The sequence below is a fragment of the Blastococcus sp. SYSU D01042 genome, assembly GCF_054050515.1.
In genome coordinates this window covers 215,064-238,285 of sequence record NZ_JBJGZM010000004.1, presented here as the reverse complement: position 1 = coordinate 238,285, position 23,222 = coordinate 215,064, and the positions used below count along the sequence as shown (strand labels likewise).

Annotated in this window: 22 protein-coding genes; 14 read left to right on the top strand and 8 right to left on the bottom strand. The window is 73.6% G+C overall.

Annotated features, from left to right (window positions below; all coding sequences use genetic code 11):
• Nucleotides 1-36 precede the first annotated feature (36 nt).
• From ACI79H_RS10055 to ACI79H_RS10045, 3 genes are all read left to right on the top strand, one after another.
• The gene (locus tag ACI79H_RS10055; protein WP_456554236.1) at nucleotides 37-507 is read left to right on the top strand and encodes a MarR family winged helix-turn-helix transcriptional regulator; all 471 of its coding nucleotides are present in this window, start codon (nucleotides 37-39) and stop codon (nucleotides 505-507) included.
• Nucleotides 504-1,994, top strand: coding sequence for a DHA2 family efflux MFS transporter permease subunit (locus tag ACI79H_RS10050; RefSeq protein WP_456554235.1), 1,491 nt, complete (start codon nucleotides 504-506; stop codon nucleotides 1,992-1,994). Before ACI79H_RS10055 ends, ACI79H_RS10050 begins: the two co-directional genes overlap by 4 nt.
• Nucleotides 1,995-2,093: 99 nt before the next feature.
• On the top strand, nucleotides 2,094-3,482 hold the full coding sequence (locus tag ACI79H_RS10045) for an MFS transporter (protein WP_456554234.1): 1,389 nt from the start codon (nucleotides 2,094-2,096) through the stop codon (nucleotides 3,480-3,482).
• On the opposite strand, the gene ACI79H_RS10040 is transcribed toward ACI79H_RS10045, so the two are convergent.
• Genes ACI79H_RS10040 through ACI79H_RS10015 form a run of 6 tightly spaced genes read right to left on the bottom strand, consistent with a single transcriptional unit; the run spans nucleotide 3,479 to nucleotide 8,633 of the window.
• Entirely contained in the window at nucleotides 3,479-3,937 is a 459-nt protein-coding gene (locus ACI79H_RS10040) for a hypothetical protein (protein WP_456554233.1), read from the bottom strand. The two genes, ACI79H_RS10045 and ACI79H_RS10040, sit on opposite strands and share 4 nt — an antisense overlap.
• Before the next feature lie 9 nt (nucleotides 3,938-3,946).
• A complete protein-coding gene (locus tag ACI79H_RS10035) occupies nucleotides 3,947-5,353 on the bottom strand; it encodes an aldehyde dehydrogenase family protein (protein ID WP_456554232.1) in 1,407 nt (468 codons plus the stop codon).
• A 34-nt stretch (nucleotides 5,354-5,387) separates the two neighbouring features.
• Nucleotides 5,388-6,452: an aminoglycoside phosphotransferase family protein gene (locus ACI79H_RS10030; protein WP_456554231.1), complete on the bottom strand. Its 1,065-nt coding sequence runs from the start codon at nucleotides 6,450-6,452 to the stop codon at nucleotides 5,388-5,390.
• Nucleotides 6,446-7,447: a hypothetical protein gene (locus ACI79H_RS10025; protein WP_456554230.1), complete on the bottom strand. Its 1,002-nt coding sequence runs from the start codon at nucleotides 7,445-7,447 to the stop codon at nucleotides 6,446-6,448. The genes ACI79H_RS10030 and ACI79H_RS10025 overlap by 7 nt, the downstream gene beginning before the upstream one ends.
• 52 nt (nucleotides 7,448-7,499) lie before the next feature.
• Nucleotides 7,500-8,120 carry a TetR/AcrR family transcriptional regulator gene (locus ACI79H_RS10020; RefSeq protein WP_456554229.1) on the bottom strand — a complete coding sequence of 207 codons (621 nt, stop codon included), beginning with the start codon at nucleotides 8,118-8,120 and terminating at the stop codon, nucleotides 7,500-7,502.
• 54 nt (nucleotides 8,121-8,174) lie between these two features.
• Entirely contained in the window at nucleotides 8,175-8,633 is a 459-nt protein-coding gene (locus tag ACI79H_RS10015; RefSeq protein ID WP_456554228.1) for a VanZ family protein, read from the bottom strand.
• A 309-nt stretch (nucleotides 8,634-8,942) separates the two neighbouring features.
• Between ACI79H_RS10015 and serA the strand changes: the two genes are divergently transcribed.
• Entirely contained in the window at nucleotides 8,943-10,154 is a 1,212-nt protein-coding gene (gene serA, locus ACI79H_RS10010) for a phosphoglycerate dehydrogenase (protein WP_456554227.1), read from the top strand.
• Between the two features lie 35 nt (nucleotides 10,155-10,189).
• On the opposite strand, the gene ACI79H_RS10005 is transcribed toward serA, so the two are convergent.
• The gene (locus ACI79H_RS10005; RefSeq protein ID WP_456554226.1) at nucleotides 10,190-11,203 is read right to left on the bottom strand and encodes a response regulator transcription factor; all 1,014 of its coding nucleotides are present in this window, start codon (nucleotides 11,201-11,203) and stop codon (nucleotides 10,190-10,192) included.
• Nucleotides 11,204-11,446: 243 nt separating this feature from the next.
• On the opposite strand from ACI79H_RS10005, the gene ACI79H_RS10000 reads away from it, so the two are divergent.
• The 6 genes from ACI79H_RS10000 (at nucleotide 11,447) to ACI79H_RS09975 (ending at nucleotide 18,133) form a co-directional block, all read left to right on the top strand.
• Nucleotides 11,447-12,397 (top strand): LysR family transcriptional regulator, encoded by a 951-nt coding sequence (locus ACI79H_RS10000; protein ID WP_456554225.1) that lies wholly within the window; start codon nucleotides 11,447-11,449, stop codon nucleotides 12,395-12,397.
• 131 nt (nucleotides 12,398-12,528) lie between these two features.
• Nucleotides 12,529-13,683, top strand: coding sequence for a glutathione-independent formaldehyde dehydrogenase (locus ACI79H_RS09995; protein WP_456554224.1), 1,155 nt, complete (start codon nucleotides 12,529-12,531; stop codon nucleotides 13,681-13,683).
• Nucleotide 13,684: 1 nt separating this feature from the next.
• Nucleotides 13,685-14,260, top strand: a complete 576-nt coding sequence (locus ACI79H_RS09990) for a type 1 glutamine amidotransferase domain-containing protein (RefSeq protein ID WP_456554223.1) — start codon at nucleotides 13,685-13,687, stop codon at nucleotides 14,258-14,260.
• A complete protein-coding gene (locus ACI79H_RS09985) occupies nucleotides 14,257-14,742 on the top strand; it encodes a hypothetical protein (protein ID WP_456554222.1) in 486 nt (161 codons plus the stop codon). The genes ACI79H_RS09990 and ACI79H_RS09985 overlap by 4 nt, the downstream gene beginning before the upstream one ends.
• Entirely contained in the window at nucleotides 14,739-15,914 is a 1,176-nt protein-coding gene (locus ACI79H_RS09980; RefSeq protein WP_456554221.1) for a zinc-dependent alcohol dehydrogenase, read from the top strand. Before ACI79H_RS09985 ends, ACI79H_RS09980 begins: the two co-directional genes overlap by 4 nt.
• Nucleotides 15,915-16,012: 98 nt before the next feature.
• Nucleotides 16,013-18,133, top strand: coding sequence for a putative bifunctional diguanylate cyclase/phosphodiesterase (locus ACI79H_RS09975; protein ID WP_456554220.1), 2,121 nt, complete (start codon nucleotides 16,013-16,015; stop codon nucleotides 18,131-18,133).
• Between the two features lie 22 nt (nucleotides 18,134-18,155).
• Here ACI79H_RS09975 and ACI79H_RS09970 read toward each other — a convergent pair whose 3' ends face one another.
• Nucleotides 18,156-19,517 carry a DUF2254 domain-containing protein gene (locus tag ACI79H_RS09970; RefSeq protein WP_456554219.1) on the bottom strand — a complete coding sequence of 454 codons (1,362 nt, stop codon included), beginning with the start codon at nucleotides 19,515-19,517 and terminating at the stop codon, nucleotides 18,156-18,158.
• 189 nt (nucleotides 19,518-19,706) lie between these two features.
• Between ACI79H_RS09970 and ACI79H_RS09965 the strand changes: the two genes are divergently transcribed.
• The 4 genes from ACI79H_RS09965 (at nucleotide 19,707) to ACI79H_RS09950 (ending at nucleotide 23,216) form a co-directional block, all read left to right on the top strand.
• On the top strand, nucleotides 19,707-20,846 hold the full coding sequence (locus ACI79H_RS09965) for a zinc-dependent alcohol dehydrogenase (protein ID WP_456554218.1): 1,140 nt from the start codon (nucleotides 19,707-19,709) through the stop codon (nucleotides 20,844-20,846).
• Between the two features lie 14 nt (nucleotides 20,847-20,860).
• Entirely contained in the window at nucleotides 20,861-21,463 is a 603-nt protein-coding gene (locus ACI79H_RS09960) for a hypothetical protein (protein WP_456554217.1), read from the top strand.
• Nucleotides 21,464-21,525: 62 nt separating this feature from the next.
• Nucleotides 21,526-22,467, top strand: coding sequence for an NAD(P)H-binding protein (locus ACI79H_RS09955; RefSeq protein ID WP_456554216.1), 942 nt, complete (start codon nucleotides 21,526-21,528; stop codon nucleotides 22,465-22,467).
• Nucleotides 22,464-23,216 (top strand): CPBP family intramembrane glutamic endopeptidase, encoded by a 753-nt coding sequence (locus ACI79H_RS09950; protein ID WP_456554215.1) that lies wholly within the window; start codon nucleotides 22,464-22,466, stop codon nucleotides 23,214-23,216. Before ACI79H_RS09955 ends, ACI79H_RS09950 begins: the two co-directional genes overlap by 4 nt.
• Nucleotides 23,217-23,222 lie beyond the last annotated feature (6 nt).

Sequence of the window (23,222 nt, the reverse complement as noted above, 5' to 3'; positions counted from 1 at the left end):
CTCGGTCAAAGGTTGCATCGGCGTTAGCATCTCCGGGTGCCTGCCGACCCCGACGACCTCCTGGGCGTGCTCGTGGAGTTCGTGAAGCGTCTGATGAGCGCCGGCGAGTCCGACGGTCTGGACGCGCTGGCCGAGAGCGACCTGTCGTTCTCGCAGGCCCGCACGCTCTTCCTGCTGACCAGGAGGGCGGAGCCCCTGCCCATCCACGCGATCGCCGACGCGCTCGGCCTCTCGATGGCCGCCGCCGGCCGCAACGTCGACCAGCTGGTCGGGCTGGCGATGGTCGAGCGGCGCGAGAGCCCGAACGACCGCCGGGTGAAGCTCGTGTCGCTGTCCCCGCTCGGGGAGAAGCTGGCGGCCGAGCACATCCAGGCCAAGCACGGCTCGCTCGAGGCGTTCACGCACGCCCTCCCCCCGGAGCAGCGCGACCAGCTGCACCGGGTGCTCACCGACATCCTCGCGGGCGGCGTCCTCGCCCCGCGACCAGACCAGGAGAACTGCCTGTGACCGAGTCCGCTCCACCGCTGCCGCCGGTGTACCCCGAGAAGATCGACGGCGCGGTCCTCAAGATCGCCGGCGTCGTCGTCCTCGGCGCGATCATGTCGATCCTCGACATCACCGTGGTGAGCGTCGCGCTGCCGACCTTCCAGGACGTCTTCGACGCGACCTACGCGACGGTCGCCTGGACCATGACGGCCTACACGCTGGCCCTGGCCACCGTCATCCCGCTGACCGGCTGGGCCGCCGACCGCTTCGGCACCAAGCGCCTGTACCTGGCCGCGCTGACGCTGTTCACCGCCGGCTCCGTGCTCTGCGCGGTGGCCACCTCGATCGAGATGCTCATCGCCTTCCGCGTCCTGCAGGGCCTGGGCGGCGGCATGCTGATGCCGCTGGGCATGACGATCCTGACCCGCGCCGCGGGCCCGGACCGGATCGGCCGGCTCATGGCCGTGCTGGGCATCCCGATGCTGCTGGGCCCGATCACCGGCCCGATCCTCGGCGGCTGGCTGATCGACGTCGCCTCGTGGCACTGGATCTTCCTGATCAACCTGCCGATCGGCCTCGCGGCGCTCGTGTACTCCTGGACGGTGCTCCCCAAGGACGAGCCGAGCACGACCGAGCCGTTCGACTTCCTGGGCATGCTGCTTCTCTCGCCCGGCCTCGCGTTGTTCCTCTTCGGCGTCTCCTCGATCGCCGAGGGCGGCGAGGGTGCGTCCTTCGGCCCGCGGGTGTGGATCTCGGCGACCATCGGCGTCGCGCTGATCCTCACCTTCGTGGCGCACGCGCTGCGGACCGAGAAGCCGCTGATCGACCTGCGGCTGTTCACGAACCGCCGGCTGACGATCGCGACGGTGTCGATGTTCGTCTTCGTCATCGCCTTCATGGGCGCGGGGCTGCTGTTCCCGTCCTACTTCCTGCAGGTGCGCGGTGAGACGACCCTCATGGCCGGTCTGCTGATCGCCCCGCAGGGCCTGGGCGCCATGGTCACGATGCCGATCGCCGGCGTGCTCGCCGACAAGGTGCCGATCGGCCGCACCGTGCCGGTCGCGCTGCTCGTGATGGCCAGCGGCTTCTTCGTCTTCACCCAGGTCGGCGCGGACACCTCCTACTGGGTGCTCTGCGGCGCGCTGTTCGTCATGGGCCTGGGCATGGGCGGCACGATGATGCCGATCATGACCTCGGCGCTGAAGTCGCTGACCAACCACGAGGTCGCCCGCGGCTCGACGCTGGTGAACATCGTCCAGCAGATCGGTGGCTCCATCGGCACCGCGGTGCTCTCGGTGGTCCTGACCAACCAGCTCACCTCGCGGGTCCCCGGGTCGCCCGACCCCCTGCAGGCCATGGCCGAGGGCTTCGGGACGACGTTCACCGTCGCGTTCGTGCTGGTGCTGCTCGCGCTCATCCCGGTGGCCTTCCTGCCGCGGAAGAAGGAGCCCTCGCACCTGCTGGACGACGAGGAGGGCGCCACCCCGGCGCCGGTGCTCATGCACTGATCGACCTCTGCACACCCGACGGCCCCACCGGTGCTCCGGTGGGGCCGTCCGGGCGACCGGGGGCAGCGACGCGACGGCAGGGACGGGAGAGCGGGGACGATGGACGACGGCGGAGCGGCCGACGAGCGACCCGACGTCCCCGATCCCGGTCGGCGCCGCTGGATCCTGCTGGCCTGCCAGTCCGGCATGTTCGCCACGACCTTCCCGGCGACGATCCTCACCATCGCCGTCCAGCCGATCGCGGTCGACCTGGGCTCCACGCCCTCGACGGTGCTCTGGGTGACGACGGCGCCGCTGCTGGCCGCCGCGGTCTCCACGCCGCTGCTGGGCCGGCTCGGCGACCTGCGCGGGCACCGGCGGCTGTTCCTCACCGGCATGCTCGTCGCCGCGACGTTCGCGGTGGCGACGGCGCTCGCGTGGAACGCCGGCAGCCTGATCGCCGCGCGGACCATCTCGCAGCTGGGCTCGGCGGCCACCATCCCGAGCTCGTTCGCGATGCTCTTCCGCGCGTTCCCGCCCCATGAGCGGGTGCGCGTCTCCTCGCTCGCCTCGGCCGTGCTCGCCGGCGCCGCCGTCGTCGGTGTGGTCATCGGTGGCCCGCTGGTCGACCTCGTCGGGTGGCGGGTCATCTTCGTCGTCCAGGCGGCCGTCTGCGCCGGGGCGCTGCTCGCGGCCCTGCCCGTCCTGCCGAAGGACCCGCGCGACCGGGTCCGGGTGCCGCTCGACGTCCCCGGTGCCCTGGCCCTGGCGCTGCTCACCCTGTGCCTGACGTTCGGCATCAACCGGCTCGGGGTGTGGGGCTGGTCGCCGCTGCCCCTGGCGTGCCTGGCCGTCGCGCCGTTCGCCCTGTGGGCGCTGGTGCGGATCGAGCGCCGCGCCTCCTCGCCGTTGCTGCCGCTGCGGGTGCTCTCCTCGCGCAACACGCGCGTGGTCACCGCCGCGAGCTTCCTGCTGGGCGCGGGGTGGATGGGCAACTTCGTGCTCACCCCGTTGCTCATGCAGTCGGTGATGGGGCTCTCGGCCGGCCTGACCTCGCTGCTGAGCGTGCCGCGGGCGGTGTTCATCGTGGCGGCGGCGCCGACGGCGTCGCGGTGGGGCCAGCGCTTCGGCGAGCGGCGGATGGTGGTCGCCGCCGCGGCCGGGCTCGGGCTGGTCATGGCGTCGATGTCGCTCGGGGCGCTCACCACCTCGGTGGTCGCCATCGCGATCGCGCTGCCGTTCTCCGGATGGGCCTTCGGCCACGCGCAACCGGGCCTGGTCTCGGCCATGGGGCACGCGGTGGACGAGCAGGACTTCGGGCTCGCGACGTCGCTGCAGCAGACGGCCAACCAGATCGGGGCGGTGGTCGGCATCGGGTTGTTCACGGCTCTGGCCGGCGACGCCACGACCGAGGGCCCGTTCGTCGTCGTCTACCTGCTCACCGCGGCCTGCGCGCTGCTCGCCGTCCCCTTCGCCCTGGCGATGCGGGACGGGCACACCGGCCGCTAGCCGACGGTCACCTCACGGCGGGGGGTGAGCGCGGCGACCGTCGCCGCCCCGCACACGACCAGCGCCACCCAGGTGCCGGGGGCCCCGGGCGGCGTGCCGGTGGTCTCCAGCGGCTTGAGCGCCCCGACGAGCAGCCGGAGCAGCGCCTCCAGCACAGCTCCGGCCAGCACCAGCGGGACCAGCCCGCGGTAGCGCACGAGGACCACCCACGCCAGCAGCGCCAGCAGCAGCTGCGCGCCGCCCCACTGCCCGAGCAGCGCGACGGCGTTGGTCCCGCCCTCGACGTCGAGGTCGATGGTCGCGATCGACCCCGCACCGCTGTCCGGCGCGAGCACGTGCACCAGGCTGCGCGCCGTCGTCAGCACCGCGTAGACCACCAGGACGACGAGGGCCCACCGTGCGCCCCGGTACCGGTCGACCTGACGTGGCAGGAGCAGACGGAGGTCGGGGCGCACGGCGCGGGCCTACTTCTTGCGGCGGTTGAGCAGCTGCATGTCCGTGAAGCCCTTGAGGCCCCACGGGCCGTTCTCCACCCCGACGCCGCTCCACTTCAGCCCGCCGAAGGGCAGGTTCGGGGCGAGCGCGGCGTGCGTGTTCACCCACGCGGAGCCTGCGTCGAGCTGGCGGGCGACGGTCTCGCCGCGCTCGGTGTCGGTGGCCCACACCGAGGCGCCGAGGCCGAACGTGGTGGCGTTCGCGCGCTCGATCGCGTCGTCGAGGTCCCGGTAGGCGATGACCGGGAGCGCGGGACCGAACTGCTCCTCGTCCACGATCGCGGTGCCGTCCGCGGCGTCGGTGAGGATGGTCGGGGCGAAGAAGTAGCCCGGCCGGTCCAGCGCCGCCCCGCCGGCGGCGGCGCGCGCACCGGAGGAGAGCGCGCCGTCGACCAGGCTCGCGACCCGGTCGAACTGCGGCCGGTTCTGGATCGGGCCGAGCTTGGTCGCCTCGTCCATCCCGTCGCCCACGACGACGCTGCTCGCCTCGGCGACGAGGGCGTCGACCACCGCGTCGTGCAGGCTCTCCGGCACGTAGACGCGCTTCACCGCGACGCAGGTCTGGCCGTTGTTCTGGAACGCCGCGTGGAACAGCTGCTTGCCGACGACGGCGGGGTCGGCGTCGTCGAGCACGATCGCGGGGTCGTTGCCGCCGAGCTCGAGGGTGACCCGCTTGAGGTCCGCGGCCGAGGCGACCGCGACCTTCTTGCCGGCGCTGATCGAGCCGGTGAAGCTCACCTTGCGCGGCGTCGGGTGCGCGGTCATCGCCGCGCCGAGGGAGTCCCCGCCGGTGACGATGTTGAGGACGCCCGGCGGCAGGGCCTGGTTCAGCACCTCCACCATCGCCAGCGACGACAGCGGCGTGTACGGGGAGGGCTTGAGGACGACGGTGTTGCCGGCGCGCAGGGCCGGGGCGATCTTCCAGGACGACAGCAGCAGCGGGAAGTTCCAGGGCGCGATGGCGGCGACGACGCCGATCGGCCGGCGCACGACCTCGACGAAGGCGGCGTCGTCGTCCTGGAGGATCTCCCGCTCGACCTCGAGGTCGGCGTAGTACTGCAGCCACATGCCGACGCCCATGACCTCGAACATGGCCTCGGGGAGAGGCTTGCCCTGCTCCTGGGTGAGCAGCGTGGCGATCTGCGGCGTGGCGTCGCCCAGCGCCTTGGCGGCCAGCCGCAGCGCGTCGCGGCGCGCGTCGTCGTCGCGCTTCCAGGAGCGGAAGGCCCGGTCGGCGCCGGCCATGGCGTCATCCAGCTGCTGGGCGGTGGCCTCCGGGGCGCGCGCGAACGGCTCACCCGTCGCGGGGTTGATCACCTCGAAGGTGTCGGGGGAGGAGTGCTGCTCCCCGTTGATGGTCATGCGGTGCTCGGTCACGGTGGGCTTCTCCTCGGGGGTGGGGGAGCGGGGGTCAGGCGAGGACGTCGGCGGCGTCGAGGTCGAGGGCGTGCCGGGCGTGCCGGTCGGCCATGGCGAGAAACATCGCGTCGCCGCGGTCGGTGCGCTTCACGCTCATCGAGGCGAGCACGGCCATCGACAGGCCCGACCAGGTGCCGCGCCGGTAGTCCAGCCAGCAGTCCGCCCAGTCGTAGCCCGTGACGCCCGCGGCGAGCAGGCCGTCGTGGTACTCGCGGACCAGCCGGTCCTCGGCCTCGCGCCGCTCGTCGGGGGCCAGGCCGGCGCCGAGGAAGTACGCGACGTCGCTGGGCCCCACGCCGGTGCCGCAGGTCTGCCAGTCGACCACGGTCACCGTGCCGTCCGGGGCGATGAGCAGGTTGTCCAGCCGGTAGTCGGTGTGCGTGATCGTCCGGGCGCGGTCGCCCGCCGGCCCGGCGTCCAGCCGGCCGAAGTAGATGTCCCCGGCCTGCTTCACGTGCGGCAGGAGCTCGGCTGCGTACCGCTCCTGGAAGCCCGACCACAGCAGCGGCAGGACCTCCTTGAGCAGCGCGCCCCGGCCCTCCGGGTCGCCGTGCAGCCAGTCCAGCTGCGCCAGCGAGGGGTCGTCCCACAGCGGCGCGTGCAGCTTGACCAGCTCGGCGACGGCGGCGGCCGCCACCTCGACGTCGCAGCCCCGCAGCTGGTCGCCGGGGCGGGCGGGGTCGAGGTCCTCCAGGAGCAGCACGAACGACGCCGTCTCCGTGTCGAGGTCGGCGTGGTGCACGCGCGCGGTGCGCACCGGCAGCCGGTCGGCCAGCTGCTGGTAGAAGCGCACCTCCTTCTCGTAGGAGCGGAACGCCTTGGCGGTGGCGCGGCTGCCCTCGTCGGCGGCGGGCAGCTTGGCGACCAGCGTCGCCGGCCCCGCACCCGGCTCGTCGTAGGAGAGGCGGATCCGCACGCTGTCGCACATCTGGCCGGTGCCCAGGGGCTCGGGCGCGGCGGTGACGACGCGCGCCCCGGCGAGGGCGCCCGACGCGGTGAGGGCGGCGGTCAGCCACTCCGGGGTGAGGGCCTCGGGGGTGTCGGCGATGCTCAGCACGGCAGGATCCCGTCGACGTCGGTGTCGGGGAAGAAGCGGTGGTGCCGGGCGCCGGTCACCTCGTAGACCGCGGTGCCGCTCCGCCCGTCGCCGGTGCGCACCCGGACCACGTTGAGCCCGCCCCGGTGGAACGGCTCGTAGGGCCGGACGAAGTCGCCCTCGGCCTCGACGTCGATCGTCCGGCCGTCGGCGAGGGTGAACCGGCAGCTGCCCGCGAGGCCGGCCACCTGCTCGCCGTGCTTCCCGTACGCGACCACGGACCCGCCGGCGTCCCGCCAGTCGACGTCGTAGTCGAACCCGACCACCGGGACCGGCTCGCTGCCGTCGGCGCCGGCCCAGCAGCCGTCGGTGTAGATCCGCGCGCCGTTGGCCAGCTCCCAGTGCCAGACGCCGAGCATCCCGTCCTCGAGCTGGATCTGGAACCAGATCCACAGCGGGCAGCGGCCGTGGTCGCGGATGCCCCACGAGTGGTCGCGCTGGCCGGTCCAGCCATCGACGCGGTGCTCGACGCCCTCGACGGTGTAGGTGCCGGTGAAGGTCCCGGACTGCAGGACGTGGCTCTGGTCCCAGACCACGCCGTCGGTCGCCCGCATCGTGCCGCGGCGCAGGCCGTAGGGCTGGGTGCGGGCGGTGAACAGCAGGTCGACGCCGATCGGGCTGACCTCCGGATCGGCCCAGAGCCGGACCTCCTGCCACGGCTTCACGATCTCGACGCGGGCGCCGGGCACCTCGGGGGTCTGCGGGTCCTCACCCAGCGGCCGGGCGCTGCCGTGCAGGATCTGCTGCCCGCCGACCCGGCCCATCTGCAGGCTGTCCATCGTGTCCTGGGTGGGGCGCACGGCCATCGTGAAGAAGACGGCGTCCCCGTCGCCCGACGGGTCGTGGATGTCGAAGAAGTGGCTCTCGCGCCAGTGCGGGTGCGGTGTCGCGATGGCCGGCAGCAGCTCGGGCAGCTGGTGGACGAGCTGCTCGTCGGCGGGGGTGGGACGGGCCACGGTGCCTCCTCGGGGTGTGACCCGGGACACTAGCGAGCGCCGCTCGCGTCTGTCAGCCCCTCTCGAGGCCGTCCAGGAAGGTCGCCAGCCCGAACGCGAACACCTCGTCGCTGTCGCCGCGTCCCTCGTGGGCGCGGCCGGCCGTCTCCGCCGCGGCGCCGAAGGCGACCGAGCCGAGCACGTAGTCCAGCAGCGCCAGGTAGGCAGCCCGGGCGCGGTCGGGCGGGTGGCCGGCGGCGAGCAGGTTGTCCAGCCCGCAGGCGGAGGCGCGGAGCGCGTTGGGCCCGCGCAGCGGCGCGGTGCCGAGGGCCGGGACGACGTGCGGGTGGCTGCGCAGCACCCGGCGCAGCTCGGTCGACAGCCGCTCGACGCGCTCCCGGCCGGGCAGCTCCGGGTCCGGGAGGCGCACCTCGCCGAGCACCGCGTCGACCAGCAGCACGAGCAGCTCGTCCCGGCTGGCGACGTGCCGGTACAGCGTGGAGCTGCCGGTGCCCAGCCGGGTGGCCAGCGCCCGGACGGTCAGCGCGTCCATCCCCTCGGCGTCGACCAGCGCGAGCGCCTCGGCCAGCACCAGCTCCAGGGTGAGGCCGTCGGTGTGCGGGCGGCGGCGGGCCAGCCGCTCCTCGTGCCCGCGCCACCAGCCCTCGCTGCCGGGAGCGGGGGCCGCGGACACGCCGGTCACGCTACGGCCCGGGTGCCACGGCGGGCACGGCCTGCGGCGCTCCCGTCACCCGGAGGTGCGGCTCCGCTCAGAGACCGGGTGCCCGGCGGACCGGGTGGCGGCGACGAGCAGGCCGGCGACGACGGCGCCCGTGGCGTTGAGCGCGGCGTCCAGCGGCGAGATTACGCGCCCCACGGACAGCGCCCACTGCAGCAGCTCGATGCTCCCGCCCGCGGCGAGCGCTGCGCCGGCCAGCCGGATCGGCGAGCGCAGCGACGGCCAGAGCAGCACCGCGAGCGCGGCCGGCACGACGAGCAGGCCCAGGTTGCCGAGCAGCTGCAGCAGCGTCGGGGCGGAGTCCAGACCGGTCGCGTACCACCGCGCCTCGGACACCGGCGGCGCCCAGGCCCAGCCGGTGCCCTGCGGCGTCAGCGTGAGCGCGACGACGACGGCACCGGCGCAGACCAGCGCGACCCGCAGGGCGCCCCGGGTGGGCGCCGCGGGCGGAGCGGAGGTGGCGGGCATGCCGCCACGGTCGTCGGATCGGCTGCGCTCCGGCTGGACGGAGCCTGGACGACGCCTGGCAACCACACGGGGGCGTCCGCTCCGTAGCCGAGCCGGCGCACCGGACCGGGCTGGTCGCCGAGGGGCGCTCGCGGACAGCGGGGGACGACCTGCACCCCGTCGGGAGCCGGCACTGGAGGCACCCGGCGGCGGGCCGGGTGCCGGCGAACCGGCCTTCTGCGGTGCCCGGGCTCACCGACGCCTCGGCGGATCCGGATACTCGACCTGCCGCAGACCGCCGCTGGTCCTGCGGTCGAGGAGGACGTCGCCGTGCCGAAAGCCCTGCTGCTGGAGAACATCGACCCGGTGGCGGTGGAGCTCCTCTCCACCGCCGGGTTCGAGGTGCAGTCACTGCGCGGAGCCCTGGACGAGGCCGATCTGATCGCCGCGCTCGAGGGCGTCACGGTGCTGGGGATCCGGTCGAAGACCCAGGTGACCGCCGAGGTGGTGCGGGCACGCCCCGAGCTGCAGGCCGTGGGCGCCTTCTGCATCGGCACCAACCAGATCGACCTGGGGGCCGCCGCGCGGGCCGGGGTCGCGGTGTTCAACGCGCCGTTCTCCAACACGCGCAGCGTGGTCGAGATGGCGCTGGCCGAGATCATCATCCTGGCCCGGCGGCTGGTCGACCGGGACCGGGCGCTGCACTCCGGCACCTGGGACAAGTCGGCGGCCGGCAGCCACGAGATCCGCGGGCGGACGCTGGGCATCGTGGGCTACGGCAACATCGGCAGCCAGCTGTCGGTGCTGGCCGAGGCGCTGGGCATGCGGGTCGTCTACTACGACCTCGAGGACAAGCTCGCCCTCGGCAACGCCGAGCGGTGCGACACCCTGGACGAGCTGCTCGAGCGGGCGGAGGCGGTCACGCTGCACGTGGACGGCCGCGGTGGGAATGCCGGCCTCTTCGGTGCCGAGCAGTTCGCCCGGATGCGCCCCCGCAGCCTGTTCCTCAACCTCTCCCGCGGGTTCGTCGTGGACCACGAGGCGCTGCGCGACCACATCGTCAGCGGCCACATCGCCGGTGCCGCCGTCGACGTGTTCCCCGAGGAGCCGCGGGAGCAGGGGGACCCCTTCGACTCGGTGCTCCGCGGGCTGCCCAACGTCGTCCTCACGCCGCACGTCGGCGGGTCCACGCAGGAGGCGCAGCACGACATCGGACGCTTCGTCGCCGGCAAGCTCGTCGACTACTCACGGGCCGGGACGACGACGCTCAGCGTCAACCTGCCCGTCGTCGTGCTGCACGGGCAGTCGGCCGCGAGGTTCGCGCTGCTGCACCGGAACGTGCCCGGCGTCCTGGCCCGGGTCGACGCCCTCGTCGGCGAGCACGGCCTCAACGTCGACGGCCAGGTGCTGGCCACGCGCGGGGAGCTCGGCTACGTCCTCACCGACGTCAACGCCGAGCTGCCGGCCGGGCTGCTCGAGGCGCTGCGGGCGCTGCCCGAGAGCCTCCGGCTGACCACGCCCCAGGACCACCGCGCCCGCTGAGGGAGTCGGCGGCCGCACCGGGCGGACGGTCCGCCTCACGCCCGGTGGGGCAGGTGCGGGACGTAGAGCCCGTCGCGCTCGGCGCGGACCGCGGCGAGGGTCCTGGTGGGTGCCTGGAGCTTGACCAGGATGTGCTCGAGGTGGGCGGCCACCGTCCGCGGGGCGACGACGAGCGCGCGGGCGATCTCCTGGTTCGAGCACCCCTCGACCAGGAGGCCCAGGACCTCCAGCTCCCGCGGCGTCAGCTCGTGCAGATCGGTTGGCGGCGACAGCAGCGCGACGGCGGCCCATCCCGGTGGCACGTCGTCGGGCGCAGCCAGCACACTGATGCGCACGTGCCCGTCCGGGGCGTGCGGGCCGCCCCTCGGCCAGAGGAACGACGAGCAGATGGCCCCGTCATCGATCCGCTCCCGCGCTGCGATCAGTACGGGGGAGGAGGGACCCAGCAAGGGATCGGCCGGCAGGCCCGGCAGCGGAGAGGTGCCGCCGTCCGCGCACAGCACCACGCCGGCCATGGCTCCCCGCACCAGGCGTGCGGCGGTCAGGAGCGACCGCATGGGGTCGATGCCGTGCGCGAGGGCCGGCGCCACGCGCGCGAGCCGGCGACGCACCTCCGGGGCCGGGGGCTGACGCCCGCCCGAGAGCAGGGCGAGGAAGCCGACGTGGCGGCCCTCGGGGCAGAACAGGGCGACGGCCAGCGCCTCCTGGATCCCTGCCGGGTAGAGGCACTCCGCCCAGGTCGGCAGCTCTGCGGCCGGGTAAGGCAGGTCGGACGGGCTCAACGGGGGGCGCGCCCGGTCGGTCCCGGTCATCGCGATGTCGGCGGCCATCAAGGGGCCGGAGAGGAAGTCCACGACCGGGCGGTCCAGGTTGGCGCTGGCCAGGGGGCGGTACCCGGACCCGAACGGGTCGACGAGCGCCAGCCAGGCACCGTCGAACGGGACGACCCGGCGGAGGACCTCGAGCAGGGCCTCGCCGCGCTCGGACGTGCTGCCCGCCGAGGCGGCTGTCCCGGCGAGAACCAACTCCGCGTGCTGGTGTGCGCTCATACCGGCTCCCTCGGACGTCGGCCCGGGCGGGCCGTCCGCCGCCCCGACCCGCACCGGCTGCTCGATCGGTGGACGTCGATGCGTCAGGGTTACCGCCGGACCCGCTGGTCCACCACGCGTGGCGTGACGTAGAACCGCAGGCCCGTGAGGCGCAACCCGACCCCCGGCCGCGGACGGCCGACGGGACGGTGGCACCGCGCCCCGCGGGTGGTTCGCCTCAGGTCGCCGGGGATAGCCTGCCCCGTGGAACTCCGGCAGCTCAGGTACTTCCTCACCGTGGCCGAGGAGCGGCGCTTCGCCGCGGCCGCGCGCCGGTTGCACATCGCCGCTCCCTCGCTGTCCCAGCAGATCCAGGCGCTGGAACGCGACCTGCGCGTCACGCTCTTCGACCGCACGTCCCGCGGAGCCGAGCTGACGCCGGCGGGGCGCGTCCTCGCCGAGCGGGCCAGGGTCATCCTCAGCGAGCTGGACCGGGCCCGCCAGGACGTCCGCTCGGCGGGCCCCGACCGTCGGGAGCAGGTGGCGCTCCGGGTCTGCACCATGGCCGAGCGGGTCCTCGACGGCCCGCTGCGGCTCGTGGGCACGGCCGTCCCGGGAGTCGAGGTCACCGTGTCCTCCAGCCCCGGGGACGACGCCGTCGAGTCCGTCCGCCAGGGGCGGGCGGATGCGGCGGTGGTCTGGAACCGCCCGCCGGAGCACCGTGACCTCGACGCCGTCGTCCTCGGCACGGTGCAGTGGGGGATCGCCCTGCCGACCGGGCACCCGCTCGCCGAGCGCGCGCGGATCCCGGCCGCCGCGGTCGGCCGCGAGCGGGTGGTGATGTTCCCGTTCTCGCCGTTCGCGGGCGTCTGGCAGCGGTCCCTGGACCACCTGCTGCCGGGAGGAGTGCGGCCGGGACAGGTCGTCATCGAGCCCGACCTCATCAACAGTCCCGAGGCGATGCTGCGTGCCGTCGCATCCGGTTCCGGCGTCGCCCCTGCGATCCTCGGGGTGGCCGAGCAGCTGCACGTCGACGGGATCGCCGTGCGACCGCTGGATCCGCCCCTGCTCCTCGACCTGGAGATCGTCTGGCGCCGACCGGCCCGTGCCGCTGTCCGTCATCTCGTCGACCACCTCGTCGCGGCAGCGGACGAACCGGAGGTCCTCGTCACGGCCGCCCGGCGGCGTCCGGTGGAGGGTGCCGCCGGCGTCTGAGGCCGGCCCGCCCACCGACCGCCGCCCGGTATCGGCATGTCTGCCGATACCCGCCCCCGCCCGTCGCGCGTTCGATCAGGGTCCGACCCCGCGCCCGGTGCGCCGGGGGCCGCCGCGACGGAGGAGTGAACGTGAAGGCAGTGGTGTACGAGGGTCCGCGACAGGTCAGCGTCACGGACGTACCCGATGCGCGCATCGAGCGGCCGACCGACGTCCTGGTGCGGATCACCTCGGCGAACATCTGCGGCTCGGACCTGCACATGTACGAGGGCCGGACCGACTTCGAGACCGGCCGCTGGTTCGGCCACGAGAACCTCGGCCAGGTGATCGAGGTCGGCGACGGGGTCGACAAGGTCCGGGTCGGCGACTGGGTCGTGCTGCCGTTCAACATCGCCTGCGGGCACTGCAAGAACTGCGAGCGGCAGCTCACGAACTACTGCCTGACCGCCCAGCCGGAGCCGAAGATGGCCGGCGCCGCGTACGGCTTCGCCGACATGGGCCCCTGGGCCGGGGGACAGGCAGAGCTGCTGCGCGTGCCCTGGGGCGACTTCAACTGCCTGCGGCTCGGTGAGGACGCCGAGCAGCGCCAGACCGACTACGTGATGCTCGCCGACATCTTCCCGACCGGCTACCACGCCACCGAGATGGCCGACGTGAAGCCCGGCGACCAGACGGTCATCTACGGGGCGGGCCCGGTCGGCCTCATGGCCGCGCTCTCGGCGACCATCCGCGGCGCCGGCAAGGTGATGGTCGTGGACCGGCACCCCGACCGGCTGCGGCTGGCCGAGTCGATCGGCGCGATCGCCATCGACGACTCGAAGGTCGACCCGGTGCAGGCCGTCCTCGACCAGACGATGGGGCTGGGCGCCGACAACGGCTGCGAGTGCGTCGGCTACCAGGCGCACGAACCCGACGGGCAGGAGCAGGCCAACCTCACGATGAACCGGTTGGTGGCCTCCGTGCGGTTCACCGGGACCATCGGCGTCGTCGGGGTGTACATCCCCCAGGACCCCGGGGCCGCCGACGAGCTGGCCCAGCAGGGGAAGCTCGCCTTCGACTTCGGCATGTTCTGGTTCAAGGGCCAGAAGATCGGCAGCGGCCAGGCGCCGGTCAAGAAGTACAACCGCCAGCTGCGCGACCTCATCGCCGCGGGCAAGGCCGAGCCGTCGTTCATCGTGAGCCACGAGCTGCCCCTGGACCAGGCGCCGGAGGCCTACGAGCACTTCGACAACCGGGACGAGGGCTGGACCAAGGTCGTGCTCCACCCGGCGATGGCGGGCGCCTGAGATGGCAGGGGAGCTGAACGGACGGCGGGTCGCGATCCTCGCGGCCGACGGGGTGGAGCGGGTCGAGCTCGAGCAGCCCCGGCGGGCGCTGGACGACGCGGGTGCGCGCACCGAGGTGCTGTCGATCCACGACGGTGAGATCCAGGCACGCAACAACGACCTGCAGGACGCCGGCACCTTCGCGGTCGACCGGCTGGTCGGCGCAGCGTCGGTGGACGAGTACGACGCGTTGCTCCTGCCGGGTGGCACCGTGAACCCGGACCAGCTGCGCATGCAGCCGGCGGCGGTGGACTTCGTGCGGGACTTCGTCCGGTCGGGGAAGCCTGTGGCCAGCATCTGCCACGGGCCGTGGACCTTCGTCGAGGCCGACGTCGCGCGGGGACGGCGGCTGACGTCGTTCTCGAGCATCCGCACGGACCTGCGCAACGCAGGGGCCGAGGTGGTGGACGAGGAGGTCGTCACCGACGGCAACATCACCACCAGCCGGTCGCCCGACGACCTGCCGGCGTTCTGCGCGCGGATCGTGCAGGAGTTCTCCCGTGCGCCGCAGCCCGCCGCCGCGGGAGGTGCCGCGTGACTTCCTCGTTCGGCACCGTGGCCTCCCTCGCCGCCCGCGCGGGTGGCAGCGTCGTCCGCCAGGTGCGGTCGGCGATCGACCCCTCGGCCACCCGGCCGGCCGACGGCGCGCGGCCGGCGTCGGGGTGGCTTGCGGTGACGGTGTTCCGCGAGCCGTCCGACGTCGACCCCACCCGGCTGCCGGCACCGCTGGCCGAGCTCGGCGACCGGATCGAGGTCCGGGTCCGGCCGGCCCCGGGCGGCAAGGGCGCCGAGCTGGCCGCCCGGCTGCCCGACCGGTCGTCGGCGGGCCCCCTCGGCCGGCTCAGCGGCAGCGACCCGCAGGCCGACCTGCGCTCCGCGTTGCGCCGGGCGAAACAGCTGATCGAGGTGGGTGAGGTGCTCGCGGTCGATCCCGCACCGCACGGCAAGCGGTCGGCGACCCCCGGTGGCATGTTGCTGGAGGCCTGGACCAAGGTGGCGCCCAAGGCAGGTGTGCGATGAAGGCGATCACCTGGCGGGGCGTCAACGAGATCGGCGTGGAGGACGTCCCGGAACCGAAGATCCTCAACGACCACGACATCATCCTCGAGGTCGGCCTGTCGGTGACCTGCGGCTCGGACCTGCACCTCGTGGGCGGCTACATCCCCGCGATGCGCGCCGGTGACGTGCTCGGGCACGAGTTCATGGGCCGGGTCGCCGAGGTCGGGCGGGGGGTGACGAAGCACAAGGTGGGCGACCGCGTGGTGGTGGTCTCGTTCATCGGTTGCGGGCAGTGCTGGTACTGCACGCAGGGGCTGTGGTCGCTGTGCGACAACGGCAATCCCAACCCGGGGATCACCGAGGGCCTGTGGGGCCAGTCGATAGGCGGCTGCTTCGGGTACTCCCACGCCATGGGCGGCTGGGCGGGCAGCCACGCGCCCTACATCCGGGTGCCGTACGCCGACAACGGGGCGTTCGCGATCCCCGACGGCGTCTCCGACGAGCGGGCGCTGTTCGCCTCCGACGCGGCCCCCACCGGCTGGACGGGGGCGGACCAGGCCGGTGTGCAGCCCGGGGACGTCGTCGCGGTGTGGGGAGCCGGCGGTGTGGGGCAGATGGCAGCGCGCAAGGCGATCCTGATGGGCGCCGAGCGGGTCGTGGTCATCGACCGGTTCGACAACCGGCTCGCCCAGGTCCGGACGCACGTCGGGGCGGAGACGCTCGACTACGAGGAGGTCGACGTCCCCGGGGAGCTCCGGGAGATGACCGGCGGCCGGGGGCCGGACGTGTGCATCGAGGCGGTGGGCATGGAGGCGCACAGCCCGGGCCCGCAGTACCTGTACGACCAGGTGAAGCAGCAGATGCGGCTGCAGTCGGACCGGCCCACCGCCCTCCGGGAGGCCATCTACGCCTGCCGCAAGGGCGGGACGGTGTTCGCGCTCGGTGTGTTCGGCGGCCTGGTCGACAAGTTCCCGATGGGCGCGGTGATGAACAAGGCGCTGACCCTGCGCGGCGCCCAGCAGCACGGACAGCGCTACGTGCCCGAGATCCTCGACCTGATGAGCCGGGACGAGGTCAGGACCGAGCACCTCGCCACCCACGTGATGCCGCTCGACGACGGGCCGAAGGGCTACCGGATGTTCAAGGACAAGGAGGACGGCTGCGTGCGGGCGGTCTTCCGCCCGGGTGGCTGAAGCGGCCGCCCGTCCGGTGCGGTTGCTCACCCAAATTGCGGAACCGGGTCAACCGGAATGATCCGGGCGCCGATACGCGGGGTATGACGTCCCACCCGGTGACCCCGACGCTCCGCAACGGCGTCTACGAGGCGTTGGTCGTCCACAGCCTGGACGGGATGCTCATCGGTACCGCCGAGGGGCAGGTCCTCGCCGCGAACGCCCGGGCGTGCGAACTCCTCGGCCGGACGGAGCACGAGCTCGTGGAGCTCGGTCTCGCGGGACTCACCGGGGGCGCCGACCGGCGCTGGAGCGAGGTGCTCGGCCTGAGGGACCGCACCAGCGCGTTCCGGGGCGTCGTCCAGTTCGTCCGTGGCGACGGATCGACCGTCGCCACCGAGGTGACCACGGGGACCTTCCTCGACGGCGACCGCCCCGGGGTCTACGTCTCCCTGCGGGACGTGGGCACCGCGGAGGAGGCGGCGGCGGAGCGGGCGGAGGCCACCACGCGATCGGCGGACGAGATGCTGGACAGCCTCGAGTCCATCAGCGACATGTACATCGGCGTCGACGCCGCATGGCGGATGACCTACCTCAACGCGAAGGCCGAGGCCCGCCTCGGCGTCGCCCGCGAGGACGTCGTGGGGCAGGACATCTGGGTGCGCTTCCCCTCGCTCGTCGGTTCCGACTTCGAGGCGGTCTACCGGCAGGTGGCCCGCTCCGGCCGTCCCGCCACCCTGGAGGCGCGCTACGACGCGGCGGACCTGTGGTGCGAGGCCCGCGTGTACCCCCTGCGCCGTGGCGGGATCGCCATCTACTTCCGCGACATCTCCGAACGGCGGGCCCGGGAGCGGGAGCGGGAGCGCCTGCTCGAGGCGGAGCGGGTCGCCCGCGAGGCTGCCGACCGGGCGCAGCGCGTCCTCGCGCACCGGGCGACGAGGGACGAGCTCACGGGCCTGCTGAGCCGCGCCGGTCTGCGGCTGGAGGTGGAACGGGTGCTCGCGGAGCGCCCGGACGCCCGGCTCACCCTGGCCTTCGTCGACCTCGACCGGTTCACGCTGGTCAACGACAGCCTCGGGCACGCCGCCGGTGATCGGGTGCTGGTCGGGTTCGCCCGGCGGTTGGCCGCCGTGACCGGACCGGCCGATGCGCTGGCCCGCTTCGGCGGCGACGAGTTCGTCGCGCTGCTCGTGGACCGGTCCACCGCGGAGGCCGGCCGCTTCGCCGACCAGGTCGTCGCCATCGGCCGGGAGGTGGTCGACGTGGGGGCCCGCCTGCTGGTCACCGCCAGCGTGGGCCTGGCCGCGGCGGGCGCGCCGGATCTCGACATCCTGCTCCGGGAGGCCGGCGCGGCGGTGCACCGGGCCAAGGCCGACGGGCGGGACCGGGTCGTCTGGTTCGACGAGCAGATGCACGTCGAGTCGGTGCGCCGGGTCGAGCTCGAGAGCGACCTGCGCCAGGCCCTCGACCGGGACGAGCTCTTCGTCGAGTACCAGCCCGCCTTCGATCTCCGGCAGGAGCGGATCTGCCACGTGGAGGCCCTGGTCCGCTGGCGGCACCCCCTCCGTGGCCTGGTCGGCCCGCAGGACTTCATCCCGGTGGCGGAGGAGACCGGCCTCGTCGGCCGCGTCGGCGAGCAGGTGCTGGCCCGCGCCGTCGAGCAGGCCCGCCGGTGGCGGCACCTGCCGGGGCTCCGGGTCTGGGTCAACGTGTCCCCGCAGCAGCTGGTCGACCGGAGCCTCCCCGACCGGATCGCCGCCGAGCTCGACCGTGCCGGGCTTCCGGCCGAGCGCCTGGGCATCGAGGTGACCGAGTCGGCCCTCGCGGACGGCTCCGGGGCGGGGCAGGTCCTCTGCCGGCTGCACGATCTCGGGGTGGCGATCGCCGTCGACGACTTCGGCACGGGCTACAGCTCGCTGGCCCGGCTGAACGAGTTCCCGGTCGACGTCGTCAAGATCGACAAGTCCTTCGTCCACGACCTGGCCACGCCTCGCGGAGAGGCCTTCGTGTCCGGCATCGTGACGCTGGCCCGGGCCATCGACGCCCACGTGATCGCCGAGGGGGTCGAGACGCTGCCGCAGCTGACCGCGCTCAGCGCGCTGGGGGTGGACTCGGCGTGCGGGTACCTGCTCGCCCGGCCCTCGGCCCCCGAGCACCTGCCTCTGACGATCCCCTCCGAGGCGTCGTTCCGGTGGCGGAGCGGGTTGCACCCCAGCGTGTCGCGGCCCCCGGGCGCATGAGACCTGCGGCAGGGAACGGGCGCTAACCCGCGACGCGCGCACCCGGCCGGACGACGCCGTCCGGCCGGGGGCCGCCGAGGCGCACGGGGACCGTGACGTCGGCTCCCGAGCCGAGGCCCTCGGTGTCCGGTGTCAGGGCCGCCACCACGTCCTCGTCGTCCTCGTAGGCCCGGTGGACGGCGGCGGTCAGCAGCCGGAGCTGGCGATCCAGCGGTGCCTGCCGGTCGGGCGGTGCCACCTCCTTCAGGTCCGCCAGGGCCGCGCACAGCCGCCGGGTCACCTGCGGCGTGGCGGCGCCGGCGAGGCGGATCTCGTCGAACGCCAGCCGGACGTAGCCCTCCCACGACAGCGTCCGCTCCACGAGCCGGACCACGCCGGCGGCGTCGCGGTGCTCGCCCGAGGGCAGGGGTCGGACGGCGAGCTGGCGCAGCAGGTCGTGCAGCCGGTGCAGCGCCTGCAGGGTCGTCGTGGGGTCGTCGAACGGCTGGGCTATCGACCGCTCCGCGATGTCGACGAGCTTGCGCAGCCCGTAGGCGGCGTCCTCCGTGTGCACCCGTTCGGGACCGACCACGACCAGCCGCGCGACGTCCCGGTCCCGGAGCCGCGCGGCCGCCACGGCCACGTCCCCGGACGGCGCGGGCCCGGCGTGGACGCGGCACAGCGGTGCTCCGCCCGCCACGAACTCGCCCATGACGGGCACCAGCTCGAGGACGCAGCCCGCGTGCTGCGCGGCCGCGACCAGTCCCGCACGGTCGACCCGCACCACGTTCCCCGGCTCGGGGGCCGGCACGACGAGCGGGTCGCCCTCCGCTCCCGGAACCGGCTGGTCGGGGGCCGGGAAGGACGACACGACGAGATCGCGGGTCCGGTCGCCGACCAGGTCGATCAGGCCCGCTGCGCGCATGCTCTGCCCGGAGTGGTGCACGAACAGGACGAGGGTCACCAGGCTGGCGGTCATGAGCAGGTAGCTCAGCAGCACCGACAGGCCGGGGACCGTGCCGGTGTCCGATCCGCGCACCTCCCGCAGGGCGACCACGGCGACGACGAAGGTCGCCCCGAACAGGCCGATCGCCACCTGGCTGAACCGGTCCGACAGGAGCGCGCCCACGATCCGCGGGGAGAACTGGGCCATCGCCAGCTGCACGACCACGAGCGTCACGGTGAGCACGAGGCTGATCAGCGACCCGGTCGCGGTGGCGAAGATCGACAGCGTCGTCTGCACGTCGGTGGGCGTGCCGGTCAGGACTTGCGGAACCAGGGTGTAACCCGAGCGGCGGTCGAGCCAGAGCGTGGCCGTGCAGAGCAGCACGCCCGCCAGCACACCCAGGAGCGGGATCAGCCAGAGACTGGTCCGCACGACGTGGACGGCGCGGGTCAGGCTCATCGGACCTCCTCGGCGACCGCCTCATCCGACCCGGGTGCGACCACCTCGGGTATCGGTCGATCTGCCGATTCCCCGCAGCGCCCGACCGGCGCAGTGTCGACGGACCGGTGCGCGGCACCGGTGGTGGGACGCCCCGTGTGCCGTCACGAGCCCGGGGCCGGCGATCCAGGAGGCGGTTCGATGCGGGCGATGACCTACCGAGGGCCCTACAAGGTCCGGGTGGAGGAGAAGGACCGGCCGAGGATCGAGCATCCCAACGACGCGATCGTCCGGGTGCAGCTCGCGGCGATCTGCGGCTCCGACCTGCACCTCTACCACGGCATGATGCCGGACACCCGGATCGGGCACACCTTCGGCCACGAGTTCATCGGCGTGGTGGACGAGGTCGGGTCGTCGGTGCAGAACCTCCAGGTGGGCGACCGGGTGATGGTGCCGTTCAACGTCTTCTGCGGCACGTGCTGGTACTGCGCCCGGGGCCTGTACTCGAACTGCCACAACGTGAACCCGAACGCCACCGCCGTCGGCGGCATCTACGGCTACTCGCACACCACCGGTGGGTACGACGGCGGGCAGTCGGAGTACGTGCGGGTGCCGTTCGCCGACGTGGGCCCGTCCAAGATCCCGGACTGGATGGCCGACGAGGACGCCGTCCTGCTCACCGACATGACCGCGACCGGCTACTTCGGAGCGCAACTCGGTGACATCGTCGAGGGCGACGTCGTCGTCGTGTTCGGCGCCGGGCCGGTCGGCCTGATCGCGGCGAAGTCGGCCTGGTTGATGGGCGCCGGCCGGGTCATCGTGATCGACCACCTGGACCACCGGCTGGAGAAGGCACGGACGTTCGCCCACGCGGAGACGTACAACTTCACCCGGTACGGCGACATCGTGCTCGAGATGAAGAAGGCCACCGACTGGCTCGGGGCCGACGTCGCCATCGAGTGCGTGGGCGCCGAGGCCGACGGCAACCTCCTCCAGCACGTCACCTCGTCCAAGCTCAAGCTGCAGGGCGGTTCCCCGGTCGCGCTCAACTGGGCGATCGACTCCGTCCGGAAGGGGGCGACGATCTCGGTCATGGGCGCCTTCGGCCCCCTCTTCAGCGCCGTGAAGTTCGGCGACGCGATGAACAAGGGCCTGACGATCCACACCAACCAGTGCCCGGTGAAGCGGCAGTGGCCGCGGCTGTTCGAGCACGTGCGCAACGGCTACCTCAAGCCCAGCGAGCTGGTCACGCACCGCATCCCGCTCGAGGACATCGCCGAGGGCTACCACCTGTTCTCGGCCAAGCTCGACGGCGTCATCAAGCCCCTCGTCGTCCCGACCGCAGCGTGAGCAGGGGAGTTCCGATGACCTACACACCGCAGAAGCCACCGATCGCGGAGTCGTCCGACCAGCTCCGGCAGCGCATCCCGGGCTGGGGCGTGGACCTCGACCCCGCGGACCGCCCGTCGGTACCGAAGCTGCAGTTCCAGGAGGACCTCACCGGCGCGCACTGGGAGATCCCGGACCGTCAGCCCGAGACCTACCCGAGGGAGCGCTCGCCCGAGCACGGGATGCTCACCCCGGTGTTCGGGACCGCCCAGCCGCTGTCGGGCGTCGCGGGCGCCATCCGCCGGTACGCCTACCACTACAGCGAGGGGCGGATGGCGCACTGGCTGCTGCTCGTCCTCGGCGACCGGGTGGACGCATGGGAGCACCACCTGAAGTCGTTCCTCACCCTGCGCCCGGACAACCCGATCACCGAGACCGGCGTCAAGGCCGAGTTCACCCGCAACGGCCTGAAGTCGCGAGTGGGTCAGAACCGCGCGGACCTCAAGCACCTGCCGCTGGACCCGATCATCGTCGCCGGTCCGTGGATCGCCGCGGCCGGCGCGCTGTACGCCGGCGTCCGGGGTGTGGCGCGGACGCTGTCGCGCGCCGGGTCGGACGGAGCCCGCCCCGTCCACTGAGCGGCGGCCCTCCCCGCCCTCGACCGGTCGCGGTGGACGCCCGCGGGCGTCAGGCTGGGCCGGTGCAGGTACTGGTCACCGGGGCGTCCGGGTTCGTGGGCAGCCGGCTGGCGGCCGCGCTGGAGCAGGCGGGGCACGAGGTCCGGGCGATGACCCGGCGGCCCGAGCGGTACGACGGGCCCGGCACGCCCGTCGCCGGGGACGTCGGGGACGAGGAGTCGCTGCGGGCGGCGCTCGCCGGCTGCGAGGCCGCCTACTACCTCGTGCACTCCCTGGACGACCCGGACTTCGAGCGCAAGGACGCCGAGGCGGCGCGCGCCTTCGCCCGGGCGGCCGCCGCGGCCGGGGTCGGCCGGATCATCTACCTCGGTGGGCTGGGCAAGGACGGCGACCGCTTGTCGAAGCACCTGCGCAGCCGCCGTGAGGTCGAACGGCTGCTGGGGAGCACCGGGGTGCCGGTGACCGTGCTGCGCGCGGGCATCGTGGTCGGGCACGGCGGCGTGTCGTGGGAGATGACCCGCCAGCTCGTGGCGCACCTGCCGGCCATGATCACCCCCCGGTGGGTCAGCACCCGCACGCAGCCGATCGCCGTCGCCGACGTCGTCCGGTACCTGGTCGGCGTCCTCGAGGCGCCCGAGGCCACCGGGCGGGTGTTCGAGGTGGGCGGCCCGGAGGTGCTCACCTACCTGCAGATGCTCATCCGGGTCGCCGACATCCAGAACCGGCACCTGTTCGTCGTCCCCGTGCCGCTGCTCAGCCCGCAGCTGTCCTCCCGTTGGCTGGCCCTGGTCACCGACGTCGACCTGGCGACGGGGCGCTCGCTCATCGACTCCATGACCAACGAGGTCGTCGTCACCGACGACGCGATCCGCACGGTCGTGCCCTTCGACCCGTCGGACTACGACGAGATGGTGATGACCGCCCTGGTCGAACGCGCCCGGGAACGCCGGCAGCGGGCCCGGGAGCGGCGCGGCGGCTGGCTGAGCCGCGGAGCGCGCCGGTGACCCGCGGCCGCGCCCTCACCGCCCGGGTCCGCCGGGCGGCCGGTCCGCTGCTGCGGAGGGTGCCCCGCGACCACTGGCAGACCGACGAGGCCTTCCGGCGCCGCCGGCGCGTCACCGCCGCCACCGCGGTCACCGGCGCGTCGCTGCTCGGGGTGTCGCTGTCGACGCCGCCCGGTTCCCCGCGGTTCATCGGGCTGACCCTGGGGGTCGCGGGCACCTGGGTGGCCGGGGGCCTCGCGTCCGGGCCGCTGCACCTGGGGCGGATGTTCGGGCGGGGCGAGCAGCTCCGCCGGCCGGTGGTCACGCCGGTCCTGTCCGGGGTCGGTGCGTTCGGGGCCTTCTACGCCGCGGCGCTGGTGGCCCGGCGGATCCCGGTGCTGGAGCGGGCGATCGGTTCGGTGCTCAGCTACGCCGACCAGGGGTCGGCACCGCTGGTGCTCACCACCACGCTGGCCAACGGCCTGGCGGAGGAGGTGTTCTTCCGCGGCGCCCTCTACGCGGCAGCGGCCGACCGGCCGGTCCTGGTCTCGACGGTCGTCTACGGGCTGGCCACCACCACGACCCGCAATCCGGCCCTCGTGCTGGCGAGCGTGCCGATGGGCCTGATCTTCGCGCAGCAGCGCCGGATCACCGGCGGCATCCAGGCACCGATGCTCACCCACGTCGTGTGGTCGGCCCTGATGCTGCGCTACCTGCCCCCGCTGTTCACCCGCCGGCTCGCCGAGGAGCGGATCAGCGGCACGGACTGAGGCGTG

Excerpts from the sequence above, each read along its gene's own strand:
- ACI79H_RS10045 (WP_456554234.1), top strand. The coding sequence starts at position 2,094 with ATGGACGACGGCGGAGCGGCCGACGAGCGACCCGACGTCCCCGATCCC.
- ACI79H_RS10015 (WP_456554228.1), bottom strand. The coding sequence starts at position 8,633 with ATGCCCGCCACCTCCGCTCCGCCCGCGGCGCCCACCCGGGGCGCCCTG.
- ACI79H_RS10005 (WP_456554226.1), bottom strand. The coding sequence starts at position 11,203 with ATGAGCGCACACCAGCACGCGGAGTTGGTTCTCGCCGGGACAGCCGCC.
- ACI79H_RS09990 (WP_456554223.1), top strand. The coding sequence starts at position 13,685 with ATGGCAGGGGAGCTGAACGGACGGCGGGTCGCGATCCTCGCGGCCGAC.
- ACI79H_RS09980 (WP_456554221.1), top strand. The coding sequence starts at position 14,739 with ATGAAGGCGATCACCTGGCGGGGCGTCAACGAGATCGGCGTGGAGGAC.
- ACI79H_RS09970 (WP_456554219.1), bottom strand. The coding sequence starts at position 19,517 with ATGAGCCTGACCCGCGCCGTCCACGTCGTGCGGACCAGTCTCTGGCTG.
- ACI79H_RS09965 (WP_456554218.1), top strand. The coding sequence starts at position 19,707 with ATGACCTACCGAGGGCCCTACAAGGTCCGGGTGGAGGAGAAGGACCGG.
- ACI79H_RS09960 (WP_456554217.1), top strand. The coding sequence starts at position 20,861 with ATGACCTACACACCGCAGAAGCCACCGATCGCGGAGTCGTCCGACCAG.